Here is an 18959-nt window from a genome sequence, read left to right on the forward strand (position 1 = left end):
GCTTCGCACCGCCGCGTGCGCTGCTTGCCGACGAGATCCACCTCTATACGCATATTCATGGCGCGCAGGTCGGTATGGCTCTGCGCCGACTGGCTGCGCGCGCGGAGACAGCGGACGGCGTTAAGCATCCTATGGTGGCGATCGGGATGAGCGCTACCACCTCAGACCCGGCAGAAGCATGGGGTCGCCTGATCGGTCGAAGTGAAGTTGCCATCGTGCGCCCTGAAGTCGGCGAGCAGCAATCTAATCCACGCGGCCGGGAATACTTCTACTTCATCCAGCCTGAGGTCGAATCGCGCGGGGCCGAAATTGCCGGCGCCTCGACGACCATTCAGAGCCTGATGTGCCTTGGTCACGGCATGCGCCGCCGGACAGGTGACGAAGGCGGGTATCGCAGCCTCGTCTTCTTCGATTCGATCGACAAGATGCGCCGCCTCCACGGCGCGTTCACGGATGCTGAGGAAGGCAAGGAACTCGCCGCGCTGCGTATCTCTGACTTCGGCGACGATGCGACCGGCCAGCCGCAGACCGAATGCTGCAAGGAGCCGATTGGTTGCGATCGCTTTGCCGACGGCGAATGCTGGTGGTTCGCGGCCAATGACGCTCGCCAATGCGGCGCGAAAGGACGTCGTGTCCCAGGGACACCGCTCAAAGTGGCGCCCTCGCCGATTTACTCTGGGACCAGCAGTGACGCGGAAGCGCTCGTCAAGGGCGCCGACATTGTGTTTGCCACGTCGTCGCTCGAGGTAGGCTATGACGATCCGGACATCACGCTCGTCTATCAGCATTATGCCCCCCAGAATCTTGCCAGCTTCATTCAGCGCAAGGGTCGCGGCGGACGCGGAGTCGATGACCGCTCCATGACAGCGGTTACACTGTCGATCTATTCGCCGCGCGACAGTTGGTGGTTCCGACGGCCCTCAGAGATGATCTCCCCGGACGGCTTCCAGATCCCGCTCAATCCTGACAACTATTTTGTGCGTCGTGGCCAGGCGCTGACTGCGCTTCTCGATGGATTGTCTCGGCAGGCATCGCGCGCTGGCGGACGCCTCGATATTCGCACGGTAAGTCGTGCCAATTTGATGGAAGCCGGTTCTCTGGTTGAAGCCATATTCGGAATTGGCGTATGGCAGGAATTCGGTTCGGGCGATGCCGCAGACTTCTGGTCCAAGGCATTAGCTGCCCAGCCAGCATTCACCGGCCAATATCTCAACGAGATGCGGCGTCATCTGCGCTGGGCGCCCGATCTCTTGTTCGACACCATCAATTTGCCGGCGCTGACTGTGACCGGACCGGATGTCCTAGGCGGTGGGAGCGAGGATATTGGCCTTGCGCTGATGACGATTGCGCCTGGCAATGCGACGCGCCGTTACAACCCGACGGTCGTCCATTGGCGGCCGCCGATGCAGGGTCGGGCGCCTTGGTTTGCGAAGGGGGATTATGCGCAGGCCGAGCGACAGCCGCTGCGCAACAATCGCGAGGCTCTGCTTTCTGAGTTGCCACTCGACATCCGTGCTAGTCTTGATGACATTCATATCGATCTGTGCCGTCCCGTGATTGCGAGCCTTGAGCGCGTAGGCTGGGTTGCAGGCGCACACTGGACGGCTGAAGTGGGGCTTTCGGCCCACAGCAACCCGATAGTCGTTCCCGTCAACGACCACGTCATTCCGGTGCGGCATGACAGCAAGGCGGGACTGCGTGGGTTCCTGCTTGTCCAAGCGGATGGCGGTGCTGCGGAAGAGATCGTGGATGCCGGACTGCCAGCGATCGAGCGGGTCGACGCTTTTGTTGGCAATGAAATGCAGGGCGCCGCAACGGGTTTGCAAATCGCGCGTGTGTTCTGGGGCGCGGATGTCGAACTTCGCTTCGACCGGCGTGGTGTCGAGCCCCTCGGGATCACGCAGACCTTTACCGATCCCGAAACCGGCCGGGCGCTTCTCCACGGCTATCAGGTCGAGACCGAAGGATTGCGCTTCGCGCTCGATCGAGCACGCGTCGCCCAATGCGTCGGTACCATCATGGCGCACTTCGAGCAGGATGACGGACGACGGCAATGGTATGAGGCGCAGTTTCTGCGCTACCTCATCGAAAGCCGCTGCGCTGCGCTCGGCATCTCAGGTTACGACGCCCGGTTAGGGGCAGATTTGCTCGCAGTCGCAATCAGACATCAGGGGTACGCCCAACAGGTCAAGCGACTCGCCCGCTTCTGGTCAGGCGAGGTTCTCACCAATCTTTTCGCTGCAGTGCGCGATCAGTTGCTAAGCCAGCACCCGCTGATGACACCCGATCGGGTTCGGCGCGCCGCCACGCAACTCTCGGGGGATTCCTTCCGTCAGGTCTTGAGCGTCGCGCTCAATGAAATCCGCCAGCACGAATTACTCGCAGCCTATGTCGAGAGTTCGATCGTGCACAGCCTGACGATCCGGCTAAAAATGTTGGTGACGCAGGTCGGACAGGGCGACGAGCGGCAATTGCTCGCCCACAGCAAATTGCCGCTCCAGTTCGGCGATGATGCCGATCCGACTATCACGATCTGCGAAGCCGGAGCCTATGGCGATGGCACGACACGTGGCGTGATCGACAATTGGGGAGCAATGAAAACCCTGGTCGATGGCGGATTCATCGGGGTCTGTCCCAATGCTGAGGAGGATGAAGCGGTCCGCCGCTTCTGGGCGGCGAGCGAGCACCATGCCGCCTGGCGTGCGCTCGATCCGCGCGATCCGGCCGCGCTTGCGGCGATCGCCGCCGATTTGAGTCCGAACGGAGCTGGGGCCCGTCTGGCACCTATCCTTACCCGGATTCTGTTCGCGCAGGATGCCGTCGAGGCGGAGCCATTTGCGCTCTACGATGTCGCTGCCGATATCGAGGCCGTGCGTCGGCGCAACTTCAGCCCGGGCGACCAACCGGTCTTGGGCTGGGCGTTGGCTTCTATGGCCGTCGCAGACGCCTCCACCGGCGCGGCACCGGTCCTTAAGCGCCTACGAGACGCCTATAGCGCGCTCGATCCGACAGCCGAGGGGTCGCTGGCACCCGATGCGCGGCTCGCGGAGCAGGTCTATCGCCTGTCGGCCCCACTGTGCGGTGATGGGTGCCGCAGTTGCGTGCATCAGGCCAGCGACCTGATGAGCGACAGCCTCACTCAGGCGAGCACCAGTCGCTGGTTGCTCCAGCAGTTTCTTGCTAGCGAGGATTGATCGCGAGCCTGTCCAGGGCGTCGTGATCGCTAAGCCAGGCCAGCACTTTTGGTGTGATCATCGTGAGCGTCGCCTTCTTTTCTGCCAGCGCGTTGATGAAGTCGCCAACCTCATCGTCACCGATCTCTGCGGCACGCTCTGCTTGGAGACGGCTATAGTCGGCAAATAGCGCGCGGATTGTCGCGAGCAGTTCGGGCGCGGTACTTGGTGCGGTAGCGGCCACACCGCGCTGCCCGCAGGCGACGAGCCGTCCGCCAAGATTATTCGCGACATTCATAGACGTCAGAAGAGCGCCCAGCCCGATCATCGGCTGGAACCGGTCGGCCGAAACTGTCCGCCAGTGCTCTCTTAACAGACGCTCCAAAGCGGCAATCGCCTTGGCGAGATTGTCCTGATACTCGAAGACTGCGACACGAAGCGTCTCTGCTTCCTCAGCCGCCTCAAGGCCCTCGCCGACGCCGAGCGCACAATGGACCATTTCGTCTAGCGCCTCGCGCTGATGCTCCGATTTGCCGTAGCCGATCTCGTCGGCGGTCTCGATCAGCGCTTGCATGCGCGCTATCTGATGGTCGGCATTCTTGAGCGCATTCAACGCTTGGCTGAGCCGCTCGCCGAGTGCTCGGCGCGAGACCGCCTCGGGCAGTTCGATCAGTAGCGCCTCGGCGTCTTCGAGGACATCGCTCATGACGGCAACGGGCCTGTCTCGGACTTAGTTACAGCCGCCTTAATCGCGCGACCGACAGCCTTCACGTCTGAAAGTGACCCCGCACCGCCAGCCTCCCGAACACAGTCTCGGGCATGATCGCATAGGGCTTCGACCGCACGTTCTCCCGCTTGCGCCGCGATCAGCAGTTCATCGAGATCGCGTGCTGGCGCCTTGGCAAGCCATGCCAGTCGCGCAAGGTGATTGGCTGGCACTTCATCCTCTTCGATCGCGTAGATGAGGTCTTCGACGCGGGGGCCTGCGCCTTCCCCGAGCTTTGCCTGGACGCGGGTCAGCGCCTGCTTCCACGCAACAACCTTATCGTTCGCTGCGCCGATCAGCAGTGTGGCAATACCTGTGACACACGTGTCTACGCGCGCTAGATGCGTTGCCACGTCTTTCCCGCGCAGCAGGCCGGCAAGTGTCTCGGCCCGGTTCTTGACCATAGTGAACTCAGTCCGCTCGATCTGTGAGCGCTTCTCGTTCCAGATCTGCGCGAGTTCACGAGCGCGCTTGAACGGTTCGGGCAACCCCCCACTATTCTCGGGCACCGCATCGAACCGTCCGGTCTCGCAAAAGCGGACGATCGCACCAGCAAGTTCACTTGAATCGGTGAGCGGCATGCCCGCAACTCCATCGCCGAGGCCCAGCGTCACCATTGCGCGAAGGTCGTTTCGGAGCCTTTCGTGCATACTCTTCGTTGCGTTCAGCCACTCTTGCCAGGGGGCGCTGCGCGCGGCGAAATCCGCATCAGCAACACCCTCGTCGCTCATCACAGCACGGACCTGATCGACAATCGGTGCGTCGGCTGAAGTCACGCCGCGCAGGTAGGCGCGCGCCAGAAGGATCTGCGCAAAACTTGAAACCGGCGACCATCGCGTTCCGTCGGCAAGTGCTGGAATTCTGCGTTCCAGATAGATCTTAAGTTTGCCTTCAAGTCGCCGCATCATCGCGGCCAAGGCGCGGCGGTTGAACTCAGCATCGCCTACCGACATGTCGCTGTCCTGCTTAAGCGACACATATGCTTCGAGACCATTGCGCACCCACGCTTCTGCCGGCACAGTAAAATAGTCCAGCGTTCGGGTGGTGCTGCCCTGTAGCTTGACCATTTCCGGCGTGATCAGACGGTCAAACAAGATTGCTGGCACGCCGATCTTGCGCCGGTCGATCGTCTGCGTCAGCGCGTAGAGAACGCCATTCCACTTGCTTGCATTTTCGATGGCGCCGCTCGCGCTCCAACCACGAACCTGCTCACGGAGCTGCTCGAGTTCGCTCTTCGTTGACGTCAGTCGCTTGGGTTTAGGCGCAGAAAGGGTCGTGCGGGTTGGGCGCACCGAAGACAAACTTGGCCGAAAGGCTTCGCCCGGCGAATGATCAGTGTTGCTCAAGTGCTCATTAAAGATAGGTAGCGGGACGGCTACAGGCGCCGGCCGGGTCTCAGCGCTGCTGCTTGCTTCACTGCCGCCAAGCCAGGGCAATCCAAAGGCCTCATAGACCACGCGGCGAGTACCGGCGAATGCCAACTCATCTCCGATCGCTGTCGTATCTGCGCGATCTGGGTTGGCCCAATATGCAAGCATCCGGCGCATCCGCGCCTGCTCTTCGGGATCGTCTATGCGGTTGCTGACGATCTGATCGAGCCGGGGCATCAGAGCCATCTGCGATCGCCGATCAGAACGAAAGGCATCGGATTCGATAAATGCTCCTGGATAGGCCCCTTCACTGAGGCTGTCTGGCTGCAGTAGATTGGGATTGAGTATCGCCTGTAGAATGCCGCGAGGCGTCTTCCAGGTCTGCCCGTTGTCGTTCTCCTTGAGCGCATCATAGAAACGATCAAGTGCGTGACTGGTAAAAGGGAACAACCCGACGCCTGCTTCTTCTCCGAAGATGTCGAAGCATAACGACTGGCGCGGGCAGGTCTCGCATCGATTGGGCGGTGCGACGTCGACGCCGTTGCGCACTTGTGCAAGCCAGCCGTCGAGTGCGGCGGGCCCGGCCCGCACTGCGGCAAGATATCGCACAGCAAACGCTCGCCGAGTGTCGTCTTCGCGCAGCGTTGCCACATCCTGCAACCCGCCCGTCGACTGCCCTAATCGCACCTCATGGGTGATACGCTGCCGGTAATTTCCTTGCAGTTTTTCAAAGTATGCCGGCGTCACGCCGACCACCGAGATAAGGGGGCAGACTGGCTGTTCGCCCCCGTCGCCCTTAGCCGCTGCATTGAAGACGAGGACGTCGATCAGGCTGTCGTCGAGCCCTTCCCAACTGGTAATGTCCTCGAGCAGTAAGACCAACCGCTGCCCCCGGTCGGCGAGCGCTTCACGTACTTGGCGGAACAACGTTTTGAGGCCCTGGGCTGAGACGCCAAGCACGTTTTGGATTGCGTCGTTGCGCCGCAGATTGAGCGCCCGGACGAGGCTCAGGCTGGTGGGAAACTGGCCGGCATGTTCGTCGGCGAGTTCGTCGGCTAGCCATTCCTGGTCGCGATACGCCCTGATCGTTTCGGCCTCGCGTGCGAGCCGACGGGCGAGTTCCTGACTGTGCACGATCGTCGCGGTGCCCCGCAGCGACGGACAGATTTCCCCCAACTCCTGCACATCGAACAGATCGAACGACGCCGTCGCAGAGTTTCGTTCGCCACCCGCTCCTTCGAGCAGCCTAAGGATGCGCGACGGCGCTTTCCATTTTGCCTTGACGGTCGCGTTCGAGAGGAGTTCGGCCGGCCAATACTGCTTGCACCAGACCACATCAGGAAGCGGCACGTCGAAGTGACCCGGTTCGAGCGTATTGGAGAGGGTGCTTAGGAAGATATTTGCGCGGCCTTGCGACGATGCGCGTTGCCGCTGCCCCAGATTGTCGAACAGCGGTGCGAATTCGGCTGGGAGTCGATCGCGCAATTGGCGCAATGCGCCTTCAAGGCTGCCATCGGCCCGGCGGAGCAGCAACTTGATGTCGTTGGCATGCGGCCAGTTTACCGACAGCCAGCGGATGAGATGCGATTTGCCCGATCCCGGTTCCCCTTGGACCACGCAAAAGGCATGCTGGCGCAACGGATCGGCCAATGCGTTCAGCACTGAACGTTCGTCGCGGCCCTGAAATTCACCGGCGTCTCGGCCAGCTACGTCGAATCCCTCGATGGGGGTATGAGTCGCGAGGAAGATTGCGTCATCGCCTTCCAGCGCCTCGGTAACGAAGATCGCACGTGCATCCTCGGCGCGCCAGCATGCGGTAAGCGGCGCGTTCATGCGCTAGCCTGCGGAAAGCAGATCACCGTCGAGAATGCGTCGATCGCGTGAGCGCTATCTTCACTCAACCTCAACCGCTCGGCAGCATCGCCACTTGGCCGCAGGCTGATCGTGCCTTCGTCATGTAGGTCGCGCAGAGCGATACTAAGCAAGGGCGACAACCGCCCAGTTGCCGGCACGTGGCTGATGCGAGCGCAGGCCTGGTTGAACAGCCGCCCCCTGTCGAGATACGGCATTCGTGTCGCAATCAGCGATACAAATTCTCCAGCCGGCAAACTGGTGTTTGCCGCGAGGGCGGAACGCCGCAACTCGCGGGTGACCCGATCTGCAGGCGTCGGGAAATCAGGCATCCGTTCAAAGGGCAGCGCGATGCCGAGACCAAGGAACGAAAGCCACCGGCGCCAAGCGACCACCTTGGTCGGGTTCATGGTTTTGCCGTCATCGTCCTCGCCGGCGAGCGCATCGTTGGCGAGATCAGCAAACTCCTCGCGCCCAGTCTGGTAGATCCACTCCAACCCGCCGCGCCGGTCGCTTTCGGCCGAAATCCAGGCAAATGCTTCAAGGATAGGGGAATCGGTCTCTCTCGGTGACAAGCCCGCCAACCGGTCATGGACGAGGTCGGCAAACGCAGCGAAATCGAGCGGCGGCTCAACTAGCAGTACCGCTTGATCACGGCCCGCTTCAACAAGTTTGAGGCTCAACGCAGCACCATGCGCGTTGCCCGCCAAGCTATCTTTTGCTCGGAATTCGATGCCGTCTTTGCTGAAGCCGGGATTGAGCAAACTGTCATAGGCGGCGCGCTCGGTAGAACCGCCAAGTGCAGCCAAGCCAGCGACTAATGACCAGACACGTTCTGGGGTCCCTTGTGGGTTTGAAAGCACGCTCATGCTTGATCCGCCGACACGCCGATTTGCAGTGCGAGCATATCCTGTGAATAAGGGGCGTAACGCGAAAGGGTCTGGTCAAGCCTACGCCCACGAACGAGCAGATCGGGACGAGCGACGACGAGAAGCGGCGCTTGGTGTTCGCGACGAGAAAGCTGTATGCGATCTATGAACGCTTCGGCATCGACTGAAGAATCCGGAACAAGAACGGCGGTCGGTAAATCTGCCAATCGATTCTCCCCTGTCCACTCCCGTTCGTCGAGAACGAGACCCAGTCGTGTCGGCGATGCTACCAAAAGCCGAGCGACCCGCTCCGCCAATCCAAATGGCACAACAATCTGATCGATCCCGGCCGAAGAAAGGATAGCGACGAGCATCGCCAAACCTGTTCCGAAGTGCGGATCTGCTGGTGCCAAAATCAATGTGTCTCGGGGGAGCGTCCCCCTTGTGGGATATCTCGCCGTCCAGATTTTCTCCAGGCCAGCGGCGTGCAACCATTGCGGCGGTGCGATACCGGCTTCGCGACATGATGGACAACGACCACAAGGTGGCGCGAACGATCGGGGCTCAATCAACTCAAAGGTTGTGCGGGTGACACAATTCCGTTCCGGATGGCGCATGACGTCGACAAAGGCATCCAGATCCGCCCGCACCTCAGCCAGTTCCCTCGCTCGGAGTTCGTTGATCTTCTGCCACAAATTGTCATTGACACCATCGAGCGCCCGATGGTCTAGGATCTCGATTGTCCAAGAGAATTCTGGCTGATCGCCATCGGTTGCAATCGTCTGCACGCGCAGGACGCCGGCACGCTGCATAAGCGTGAGGAGCGTCATATTCCACCCGCGGTTCCAATCGCCGGCTTTCGGACGGATTCCCTCGCGAAACGCGTCGAGATCGATCGTCATTTGTCGTCGTTCACCGACAAAAGTACGCCCACCTGCCGCTTTAACCATCGCAGACCAACGTTGCTCCGCAAGGTCTCGCGTCAGCCAACCTGCAGTCGCTAGGCCATATGCTTGGCTCACATCATTGGGTTTCGGGCCGTCGATAAAGAGGCACACGGCAAGTCCCTGACCATTGTCTCGAGAAGCGCGGCCAATTTCTTGATACCAGCGTGCAGGACCTTCGGGCAGACAGGCATGGACCACAGTACGGACGTCCGCCTTATCAATGCCCATCCCAAAGGCGGACGTAGCAACGACGATATCAAACGCATCATTTGCCCAGTCTTCGACTATCCGACGCCGGTCTCGAGTGCTGGTGTCGCCAGTGAACAAGGCGACCCGCCTAAAGCCACGTTCCGTGCAAAGACGATCATGGATCGCCTTGGCTGAAGCTATCTCCGTAGTATAGAGAATAAGTGGACGCGGCGCGCGATCGATTACGTGGTCGAGCGCTGCTTCACGTTGAAGGTCCAACTGGAAGTGGCCGATCACAACGTCATGTTCGTACCTCGGAAGCTTGGCATCGACCTCAAGCCATTCGCCGTCCATTTGCCAGCTTTCGCGAAGGATCCTCCTCGAGGTGTCGGTAAGTGTGGCCGACAACAGCACGGCGCGTAGGGCGGGGTTAACGGCCCGCAATCTGGCCAACAGCGCCGGCAAGCGTTGAAAATCTGGACGGAAGCTGCGCCCCCAAGTTTCGACGATATGCGCCTCGTCAATGAACATGTGGGTTAGACGTGCATCCAAGCCATATTCAACCGACGATGGCGTCGCGGCTTCGACGAGATGCACGCTCAATGAAGGGTTCAGCGCTTTCTCCGGTGAGATGAGCAAAATTGGAACGTCACCCCGCCGAAATCCGTTGATTATTGCTTCTGCTTCGAGAAATGGGGTGTCGCCGGTGAGCGCTCGACTGCCTTCCAGACCCGACATGCGAGATAGAGTGCGTTCGTGATCGAGTGCGAGAGCGACCGTCGGCGTTATAACAATAGCACAAGCGCCTGGCTCGGCTTCGCGGCCAAAGTTTGCTGCGATCTGAAACAGGAGACTTTTCCCAGAGCCGGTCGGCATGCTGACCATGAGCCCGGAACCATGAGGCTGTGTGAGTAGTGCTCGAACAGCAGCCTTCTGCGCTATTGTTCGATACCGAGCGTGCTGTGTCAGACGGAGAAGCACCGCATCAGGCGACGCGGTTTCGAATATTCGCCTCGGTTGGGTATCGAGAATCATCGACGCTGTAAGGCCACCGAGACCAGGAGGATCGTCCTCATCAACAATGCGAACTGAGCGGTCTGAGTTAGTTCGAGCTAACCCGAAGCGCACGAATTGCAAATAGTCTTCCACACTGAGAGAGATCGGCAAATCGGCGAGATCGACGCGGCCACCATGCAGGCGAACGAGCGACCGGAGAAGAGCCAACCGGTCCGCTGTGCAACCTACAGCGAGCAAAGCGCGGCGGCATCTTTCGATCGATGAAGCTATCCAGAAAGAATCTGCAGCATTCATCCCGCTCTCCGCTTCTTGTTCTTCTTTCTGCTCCAGCACCCCGAATCATCCCTCCCTTGCTCAAGACATAGTAGATCACGCTCCGCTACAGGAGAAAACAACCAGAAGGCATCGCCGCGGCCTCTGCCGAGTACCTTTGGTTACGTGACCGGGATTTGTCGCCAGGGCCGCATTTTCCTTTGGAAGGACATACGATCCAGCCTCCGATTGGACCAGGCACGTTTCGGTCAGGTCGCTGCAGTCATCCCAATGCGCTGGTCGCGATTGCGCAGCAAGATGAGAATTGGAATTGCGATGAACACCATCCAGGTCTTGCCGACGATCTGGCCTGCAACGAATTCGAGGCTGCCGAACGCCATTTGAAGGAAAATAATGCTGTCAATGGCGAGGCCTACCATACTGCTGACTACTGCAGCCAGCACCAACCCGCGTTTTTGAAGCGGCGTGAAGACGAGAAGATCAGCGATCTCTGAAAATAGGAACGCTGCCGCGGAGGCAAGAACCAAACTCGGAGGCGAGAAAGTGGCTGAGAGGATGGCGCCGGTGATGATGGCGACGATAGACCACGAAAGCCCAAGCCTACGCTGTACAAGATCACGCAGGACAAGTGCGAGGCCAACCATCAGCACCCCGCTCGGTGCGGTCAGACCGGGCGCCACCGGGATGAGGCATGGGCCACCGTTGGGCACGCAGAAGGTACCGACATGCTGGATTAGATAGTTCGCTGCCGGAATGCAGGCAGCGAACGCGGCAAAAAAGGCGAAGCCTTCAATGCGCCGTTGGGTAACAGTGGCCGTGGTCATCCGCATCTCCCTGCGATCATGTGAGTTTGGGTTCTGTATTTTTCATAACCATTCGCGCGCAAGGTGCAGGCTGGACAGGTTCCACAACCGTAGCCCCATGCATGCCGATGTGAACGGTCACCCGTGTAACAGGTGTGGCTATCCTCGATGATCAGATCGACGAGTTCTCGGCCGGCGACTTCTTCGGCCAACTGCCACGTTCCTGCCTTGTCGAGCCACATCAACGGCGTGTCGACCACGAAGCGCTTGTCCATGCCGAGGTTTAGCGTGACTTGCAGCGCCTTCATCGTATCGTCGCGGCAGTCGGGATAACCTGAGAAATCAGTTTCGCACATACCGCCGACCAAATGACGGATGCCGCGGCGATATGCGACCGAAGAGGCAAGTGTGAGAAAGAGAAGATTCCGTCCTGGGACAAAGGTGTTCGGCAAGCCGTCCTTCGCGATCGTGATCGCCATGTCTTGCGTAAGGGCGGTTTCGGAAATCTGGCCGAGGACGCTTAAGTCAATCCGGTGATCTTCGCCAAGTCGTCCCGACCACTCGCCCCTTAGGTTTCCTATCTTACTCAAGATGATTTCGCGACAGACCATCTCAACGCTGTGTTTCTGCCCGTAATCAAAACCGATGGTTTCGACGAGATCGAAACGGGACAGCGCCCAGGCCAGACAAGTTGCCGAGTCTTGGCCGCCAGAAAACAGCACAAGTGCACTTTCCCTCACTGCATTGATCCTTCCAACGCTGTGCTTACTTCGGGTGTCTGTTCGGCTAACCAAAGCCGTTCGCGCTGGTCAGCCCTGACCTCCCTCACAAGGTAGTCGGATAGCATGGCGATATCGCCACTAACATTCTGGATTCCGCGCCAACTGCGCCGTTCGCCATTTCCGAAATCCCATTCGCCTTGGGTCCAAGCAGTCTTCGGCCTCAGGCAAGCCAGACCGACCGCGAACTCTTCCCGTTTCGTCGCCTTGTCGAAGTAGGCAAGCACCTCCATCACATGGCCCATCGCGATGACCCCAGCACCATGGAGCAAACGCGAGGTTTTCGGCTTGTGCCCTTCCCAATCGCCCGGAAAGCTATTTCGGACCGACCAATAGAACTCGTTGATCACGTCGTAGCAACGCGCGATGCCATCCGGTTCCTGAAGGAACTCCCGCATGATCCCGTCGCTCGCGGAATTCATGATGACCTTTTGGATCGCCGTGTCCTTCACCACCCCGTCCGGGTTCGTATGTTGGTGGATCAGGCCTTGAAGCGCCGATCCTTCTGTGAAGTTCAGGCGCGCAGTCAGTTCGGCTGCCAATGCGCGTTCGCCCATCTTGCGGTTCAGACCCTGCATCGTGGGCAGCAACTCGTAAATTAGTGACTTGGGCAGCGGCCGAGCGGAGTTGATCAAGACGAACTGACGCTTAAGTTCTGCCTCGTCGCGGCAGACTATAGCTGAGACGAACAGTTGAAAATTGCTTCGCGACGTTTGCGAAAGCGCGGTTAGGCGTTGTTGTCCGTCGACAACCAGACCCGGCTTGCTAGCCGAGGTTTCGATTTCGATCCGGCAGTGACCGTTCTCCTGCCGGTCGACGACCTTCAGACCGCCAAGAAATGCGACGACGATCGGATTGGGCAGGACGGCGTCGTCTTGTTCAAGATAGTCACGGATGTTTCGGATGTGGCCAGCGATTTGGGGGCGTTGAAAGCCACTTAGACTGCCGTCGCTCTCCCGTCCAGCTCGGTCAATCGACGCGAAGCTAAGGATGTCAGCAGCACTGGCCGAAAAGGTCAGTACGTCATGCGCCGCGCTTTGTTTGGCATAGACCGCGGAAAAGGACCTAAGCGACTTCATAAGATGACTGTTCTTTCAGTTTTTTTAGATGGTTGGCATAGACATGGAGGTTGTGTATGCCGCGCCGTTTGTTGCGATTGGAGGCCCGAAAGAGCATGACCTCGATCGAGGCGTCGCGGCAAATCGGGCAACCACAGTTGGTCCAGGGACGATCCGACAACGTGCGCTCATATCGAGCCCGTAGGTCCGCAATCTGGCGCGTTCCGGGTAAGTTTTGTATCAAGTCGCCAATCGTAGCTGGGACAGCATAAGCCAGGACTGTTTCCACAGTTTCCTCTAGGTCTGCCGCGCCACGGTCGTATCGACGCAACGCGCCTAATGCGTCCGCTTCCATCTTCTGTAGGTCCTCCTGATGAAGGACGCCCCGCTTCGCCAGGTTCATCAGTTTGGGGTTTTCGATGGCCTGCGGCACGCGGATCGCGGTGTAGTAGTTCAAAGCACCGCCAACTCCGGGAAGATAGTAGTTTGACTTCGCATCCTTGAAGGCGCGGATCAAAGGCGAGGTAGTGTCGAAACTGGTGATCCCTTTGCCAATGAAGTCCGAGATACTGTCGGCCTTCGCGAAACCGAGGACGTGCAGACGGGTAGAGGTCGGGATGGAGTCGCGAATTGCGGTGACACAGGCCATGATCTGGGGAGCCTTGAGGGGGACAGTGCCTCCCAAAGCAAGATAGTCGTACCCCATCGCCACAAGCCTGCGCGCGGCTTCGGCCATGCTCGCAGGTGACCACCCCTGGATGACACCAAGCGGGCAGAAGCGATTGCTCATGTGTCGGGTTGCCTTGAGAAACGCCTCAGCGTTTGCCTGAGTTATGTCAAAACGACGGAGGTTCTCTTGGCTGCCCCCAGACATTCCCGGTAGGCCATCTACGAAGTCGAATATGATATGGTCACTCGAGCATCCATGCGTGAAGCGGCCGTCGTCGTAAAATTCGGCCGTGTCTTCGGGCGTGTAAGGGGGCACATCCTCGTTGTGGTAGGAAAACGCTCCGCAATCACCGAAGATTTCTAGTGCCGCATACCGATGATCCGTGAGGCGCAAGAATTCTCTCGCACCTACGCGACGAAAGCGCATTGCCTGTGCTTCGGTATACTTCCCTGAAATTCCGCTGGATGCACCACCGCCTACAATTGCGCGGGATACCAGCATGCCTTGGTACGGCGCATAGCCCAGGGCTTCGTGTGGGTAATGATCGTCCCAATATGGCCGGCGACCCTCTGCATTGCGGTCCCGGATGAAATCAAATCCTGGATCGACATAGTCGAGGCTGTCGGCGAATATGAATTTCATCGCTGAGCCCTCGAAAGTTCGCGATCCTTAGCGATCAGATACTGGCTGAGACGGTTTATATGTTGTGGTGTGCCTTGCACTTCGTTCCATGCCATATCCATGCCCGATGACCAGCGCCCTTCAGTCCATGCGCAAAAAGGCGCAAGGCGCGCGAGAGCATTCTTAATCTCGGCCTTTTGATCTTCTGCAGACTCTGTTCGCAGCATTATCGTGTCCATAAGCGCAGCCATAGACTTGATGCCTGCTGAATGCATCAGCCTACTTTGTGTCGGGTCCTTTCCCCATGCCTCAGGGAACGTATCTTTAACGGCACTCCAGTACTCGACTAGTGATTGAAAAATTTGCTCAAGGTCTACAAACTCTTCGCCTCGTAAGATCGACAGTGCCCCATACCCCGGGCGCAGGTTTTGCTTCAGGGAAGTCAGTAAGGCTTGGTCCGAAACCACTCCGCCCGTAGCGCTCGAAGCACGCTTGATCAGTCCAAAGAACGGAGAGGAGGGTCTCGTATTCAGTAGGTTGCATAATTCTGATGGGAGGCGCTTTTCACTCAGATCTCGAGGAAGCAGGGTACCGACTTCAGGAAGTAGTTCGTTAATTAGCCTTGCTTCCAAGGGTTTCGACTTATTCACAAGAATGAACTGCTCCCTCTGAGTCTTTACGTCCGGCGACACAAAGGCAATGACCGGAACGGGAAAGGCGCTGTTCCTGGCTCGAGACAGAGCTAACGATCGTTGTTGACCGTCGACGATCCAAGCAGCGCGTAGGCCTTCCGGGCGAAGCGGTATAGTTAAGGTGCCTGACCGACCGACGTCACTAAGACCTGCGGGAACCGGGCCCCTGGATGGCTCAAACTGGACCTCGCGAGACAGCGCTAGGATGATTGCGTTCGGAAAGAGAACAGGGCCACTATCAAGGAACTCAACGATCGACTTTACATGGGCTTGAATTTCCCGGCGTTGAAAGCCCTGAAGTTCCCCACCATCCCTTTTAATCCTTGAGATGTCAGCAACACGAAGGATGTCTGCAGCACCAATGAAGAAAGCATACAAATCGAATGCGCCAGCCTGTTGCGTACGAATTGCTCGAAGAAGAATTGCCTGCTGAGGTTGCGGATCTGAGGCTTGCGTCATACGTAACCTGCCTCTTCGAGTTCTCGAGCAAGTCTTGAAAAGCGTGACTGCTCGCATGCGATTTGCATGTCGTCCCTCAAATGCCTCAGAAGGCGACCTTTATTTCCGCCCAAAGCATGCCAGGCCTTAAGAAGCGTAGACTGAACCTCCGCGTCGCTCATCTTCGAGCGCCGCGGAATTTCAGGATGTCTCATGCCATCGAGTGATCGTAGAACACATGCACGGTCGTCTTCGACCATTTGGTATTCGGATGTGCTGATTATTCCTGAGAAGTGCTTAAGGGCTCGACTCGCAAAGTCACTCTTGGTGCCAGGCAGAGAACTGTCGGGGCCATCAAGTCGCCCGTCATACGGCATCACATAGTGCCGAAGGGTGGAACTGGAGAGTGTTCGTATTCCCGCTGTGAAGATCCGCACTCTGTCCAAGGTCTGAGAATCCAGGTGCGTGAGTTCGTCGGCAATCATGTCAAGGTACGTTTGTGGCAACGCGAGATAGATGCGCCCAGTTGACCCATGAAGCAGTCGAGATAATGACCCGTGCTGGAACGCTGCCCGCCACCAGTCGGCTGGCTTTGTGCCGGGAGGGCAGCGCGATAGCACGTTCTCGTCGGTCGCACCTGCTGTCGTGAGTGAATAGGAAGGTGCTAGCGTTTCCGGTTCGACAACTCCGAGGCCAGCCGAGATGACGGCCAACCGAATGCCCAGATCCCTCGATGTAGACAGAGCTTCCGCAAAGGAACGCCCGCCGTAGAGAGCCGTCGGAAGATACCTCTTGGTCGAGGCGTTGAGCCTAGCTCGCCATTCCACTGCCACAGCTTCAAGACTGTCTGCAACAAGTTCTGCAGCACAAAGGGTAGCATCGACGGGCGCGCGTTTGCGTCGGGAACAGGCCACCAAGATCATCTCGACATCGCCTCCGCCACCACGCCCCGCCCCGAGGTGCTCGCACGAGTTTCCGTGACCCCTTTCTGCAATCTTGGGGGCAGTAAGTCAACGATACTACGCAAAGCATTTTGAGCACACCGCAGTTTCGGTCTTCGTAGTGTTGTGCTACACAATCAAGGGGGCACAATATCTTGCGTCGGCCCGCTCGCTCTGCGCTTGCAAGGTCAAGTCACCTTGCTCTAGCAATGGCTTCACCGGACCTCTTTGCGCGAATCTGGAACCGACTGGGAGTGAAGACCTGCAAAGTGCAAGCCGAGTGTCGCGTGGTTCAGGCCTTGAACTTCGATGCGCCTAGGTGTGCAGTCTCGGCATTTGGTGGAGCGGGTCAAGGACGGATCGATCCGGCTTTGAGGTCCAGACCTTGTGCTTCGGTCCACAAGCACGTCCCGACGGAGCGCCATCTCCAAGATCGTAACGCCTACAAACAGAGCCGCGCCGCCGCTCTCGCCGAGTGGCGCGGCGGGTGTTGTCAGAAGAACTTCACTTGAGACGAGTGGGGCGCCCGGCTAGCGTTCTGTATGACCAAACGCTCCCCCTTCCGCTACTTCAAGACCAGCCCTGAGATCATCCGCCTGGCGGTCATGCTCTGCATCCGCTTCCCGCTCTCGCTTCGCAACGTCGAGGACCTCCTACACGAGCGAGGCATCGAGATCAGCCACGAGACTGTGCGGTACTGGTGGAACAGGTTTGGTCCAATGTTCGCCCCCGAGATCAGGGGCAAGCGGGTGGAGGCGATGCGCGCTTGCCGCCAATGGCAGTGGCATCTGGACGGGCATTGTCAGAAGAAACTGATCTGCTAACCTGTGGGTCAGGAATTTCAGGGGCGGTCGCGTCAATCTGCTTGGCAACAGTCAAGCAACACTGGAGATTTGCCGGACGGCCGAGCGAGGCGGGCGCAGGAAGGCATCACCCAAGCATTCTTCTGACAAAGCCGTGGGCAAAGTTCGGCTGTCTGGCGCCATGGGCGCTATTCACCTCGCGTGCGAGCGACTGCTATGAACCATGACTCGAACTGGAGCCGGATATGGCAGTGAAGACGCGAACGATATCGACAACATCCCGCTCCGTCTGGCTGAGACGGATTGATCCGACAGCCACTCCGCCGAGTGCTGCGGCATGGCAAGGTCTGGCCCTCACAGCGATCGGCAACGCGGCGGCGCGTGAGACGTTCATGACCGCAACGCCACACATGGCCTCGATCTGGACGGACCTGTTTCAAAGCATCTTGGCGCCCGGCCCACAGCTTCGCTGGAAAGACGACGGTCCCGGCCTTGGCAGAGATGCGAAAACTGCCTATTCTAGTCTTCTCGGTCGTTACATGGCGCGCGCCTATCTGACTGCCTTCGAAGGCGTCCGGGTCTTGGTGCCACTGGACTTGGCCAAGCGGCGGCTAAAGGGTACGCCATTTCAGATACGAAAGGACCCATTGGGCAACGGCCTAGAAGCGGATTGGATCGGTCTGGACGCGCATGGTCTGGTGATCGCTGAAGCCAAGGGGTCTCACGACAAGGCATTACGTGCATGGAGAGGTCCCAGTGGCACACCGTCTGTCTTACAAAGTGCGATCGGCCAGACCGAACGGACCGCCGTGTTCGTTCGTGCATCCAGCCGCAAACTTCCATCTAAACGCTGGGCTATCGCATCCCGCTGGGGCACTCAGGAAGACGGCCGCGATCCAACCTTGATCGCGTGGGATCCTGAAGAAGGAAAGCTGGATGAGGAGGACTACAGATCACTCGAACGAATTTTCTTGCAGGCTGACATCCAGGCCGTTACGGCCGGGATGCGCTATGCGGCTGAAGTTGGCGCCATCGGCATCGCTGGAGGTTTTGGAATCAAACCTACTGTTGAGCTAGGCGCGGGAATCAGGCTCAAGGTAGGCGCGCGCCCGATCGAACCCGGCCTTGTGGTTGCCCTTGGCCCATTCGGTGCTATGCCCATTCGAAATGCCAACGATCTGCCGCGCATAAGGCAGGCGCGCGAAATTGCGCCCAATATCGTCTTGGCGTCGCTGTCAACCAACTATATCCAATCAGTTCGCGAAGGGGAGTCTTCCGTTGACTATTCTTTGCACACCGAGGACAGAGCCGCATCTCAAGGCGGACTCACGGTAATCTGGCCCTATGAAATAGAGGAGGTTCAGATCGACGAATAGCCGCGCGCGCAATCATCGTTGGCTCCGTTTACGTAGGTGCGAAGATGAAGAGCGTTGTTCGTGTTACATGCTGCGTGATGCACGAACGTCATTAATGCGAACGCTGCACCACTGCGTAAACCGGCCCGATGAATGACTGCGGAGGGTCGTTTACCGCGATAAAGACCCATGCATCATTTAAAATTACAGGCGCTGACATGACTAGGGTCAGGACCCATTGATCTTGCGTCTGCGGCGTGATTCAGCCTCCGTAAGGAGACTGAGCGATGAGCAACCTTTTCTGGCTGACGGAGGCGCAGATGGCGCGGCTGCAGCCTTTCTTT

The 18959-nt window shown here is 58.7% G+C and carries 11 protein-coding genes and 1 pseudogene; 3 read left to right on the forward strand and 9 right to left on the reverse strand.

Annotated elements, in window-relative coordinates:
* On the forward strand, positions 1 to 3194 hold a 3194-nt coding region (locus AC2EAL_RS21575), incomplete at its 5' end, for a helicase-related protein (RefSeq protein WP_484726302.1).
* Here AC2EAL_RS21575 and AC2EAL_RS21580 read toward each other — a convergent pair.
* From AC2EAL_RS21580 to dbpB (AC2EAL_RS21620), 9 genes are all read right to left on the reverse strand, one after another.
* Positions 3181 to 3879, reverse strand: a complete 699-nt coding sequence (locus tag AC2EAL_RS21580) for a hypothetical protein (RefSeq protein ID WP_484726303.1) — start codon at positions 3877 to 3879, stop codon at positions 3181 to 3183. The two genes, AC2EAL_RS21575 and AC2EAL_RS21580, sit on opposite strands and share 14 nt — an antisense overlap.
* The gene (locus AC2EAL_RS21585) at positions 3876 to 7142 is read right to left on the reverse strand and encodes a hypothetical protein (RefSeq protein WP_484726304.1); all 3267 of its coding nucleotides are present in this window, start codon (positions 7140 to 7142) and stop codon (positions 3876 to 3878) included. Before AC2EAL_RS21585 ends, AC2EAL_RS21580 begins: the two co-directional genes overlap by 4 nt.
* Positions 7139 to 8029, reverse strand: a complete 891-nt coding sequence (locus tag AC2EAL_RS21590; protein WP_484726305.1) for a hypothetical protein — start codon at positions 8027 to 8029, stop codon at positions 7139 to 7141. The genes AC2EAL_RS21585 and AC2EAL_RS21590 overlap by 4 nt, the downstream gene beginning before the upstream one ends.
* On the reverse strand, positions 8026 to 10515 hold the full coding sequence (locus tag AC2EAL_RS21595) for a DEAD/DEAH box helicase (protein ID WP_484726306.1): 2490 nt from the start codon (positions 10513 to 10515) through the stop codon (positions 8026 to 8028). The genes AC2EAL_RS21590 and AC2EAL_RS21595 overlap by 4 nt, the downstream gene beginning before the upstream one ends.
* A 188-nt stretch (positions 10516 to 10703) precedes the next feature.
* Positions 10704 to 11279, reverse strand: a complete 576-nt coding sequence (locus AC2EAL_RS21600; RefSeq protein ID WP_484726307.1) for a VUT family protein — start codon at positions 11277 to 11279, stop codon at positions 10704 to 10706.
* On the reverse strand, positions 11276 to 11998 hold the full coding sequence (gene queC, locus AC2EAL_RS21605; RefSeq protein WP_484726308.1) for a 7-cyano-7-deazaguanine synthase QueC: 723 nt from the start codon (positions 11996 to 11998) through the stop codon (positions 11276 to 11278). The genes AC2EAL_RS21600 and queC overlap by 4 nt, the downstream gene beginning before the upstream one ends.
* Positions 11995 to 13116: a DGQHR domain-containing protein DpdB gene (gene dbpB, locus AC2EAL_RS21610; protein WP_484726309.1), complete on the reverse strand. Its 1122-nt coding sequence runs from the start codon at positions 13114 to 13116 to the stop codon at positions 11995 to 11997. The genes queC and dbpB (AC2EAL_RS21610) overlap by 4 nt, the downstream gene beginning before the upstream one ends.
* Complete coding sequence (gene dpdA / locus AC2EAL_RS21615) at positions 13103 to 14407, reverse strand: tRNA-guanine transglycosylase DpdA (RefSeq protein ID WP_484726310.1); 1305 nt, start codon at positions 14405 to 14407, stop codon at positions 13103 to 13105. Before dpdA ends, dbpB (AC2EAL_RS21610) begins: the two co-directional genes overlap by 14 nt.
* A complete protein-coding gene (gene dbpB / locus AC2EAL_RS21620; RefSeq protein WP_484726311.1) occupies positions 14404 to 15537 on the reverse strand; it encodes a DGQHR domain-containing protein DpdB in 1134 nt (377 codons plus the stop codon). Before dbpB (AC2EAL_RS21620) ends, dpdA begins: the two co-directional genes overlap by 4 nt.
* Positions 15538 to 16999: 1462 nt before the next feature.
* Here dbpB (AC2EAL_RS21620) and AC2EAL_RS21625 point away from each other — a divergent pair.
* Both AC2EAL_RS21625 and AC2EAL_RS21630 read left to right on the forward strand, forming a co-directional pair.
* Positions 17000 to 17251: pseudogene (locus AC2EAL_RS21625) on the forward strand (IS6 family transposase); the annotation flags it as partial.
* A gap of 254 nt (positions 17252 to 17505) precedes the next feature.
* Entirely contained in the window at positions 17506 to 18636 is a 1131-nt protein-coding gene (locus tag AC2EAL_RS21630; RefSeq protein WP_484726312.1) for a hypothetical protein, read from the forward strand.
* The last annotated feature ends 323 nt before the right edge of the window (positions 18637 to 18959 follow it).

It is taken from the genome of Tabrizicola sp. T74 (genome assembly GCF_057219935.1).

What these genes read in the sequence shown, in the direction of transcription:
- AC2EAL_RS21580 (WP_484726303.1), bottom strand. Translation starts at nt 3,879, where the DNA reads ATGAGCGATGTCCTCGAAGACGCCGAGGCGCTACTGATCGAACTGCCC.
- AC2EAL_RS21585 (WP_484726304.1), bottom strand. Translation starts at nt 7,142, where the DNA reads ATGAACGCGCCGCTTACCGCATGCTGGCGCGCCGAGGATGCACGTGCG.
- AC2EAL_RS21590 (WP_484726305.1), bottom strand. Translation starts at nt 8,029, where the DNA reads ATGAGCGTGCTTTCAAACCCACAAGGGACCCCAGAACGTGTCTGGTCA.
- AC2EAL_RS21600 (WP_484726307.1), bottom strand. Translation starts at nt 11,279, where the DNA reads ATGACCACGGCCACTGTTACCCAACGGCGCATTGAAGGCTTCGCCTTT.
- dbpB (WP_484726309.1), bottom strand. Translation starts at nt 13,116, where the DNA reads ATGAAGTCGCTTAGGTCCTTTTCCGCGGTCTATGCCAAACAAAGCGCG.
- dpdA (WP_484726310.1), bottom strand. Translation starts at nt 14,407, where the DNA reads ATGAAATTCATATTCGCCGACAGCCTCGACTATGTCGATCCAGGATTT.
- dbpB (WP_484726311.1), bottom strand. Translation starts at nt 15,537, where the DNA reads ATGACGCAAGCCTCAGATCCGCAACCTCAGCAGGCAATTCTTCTTCGA.
- AC2EAL_RS21630 (WP_484726312.1), top strand. Translation starts at nt 17,506, where the DNA reads ATGGCAGTGAAGACGCGAACGATATCGACAACATCCCGCTCCGTCTGG.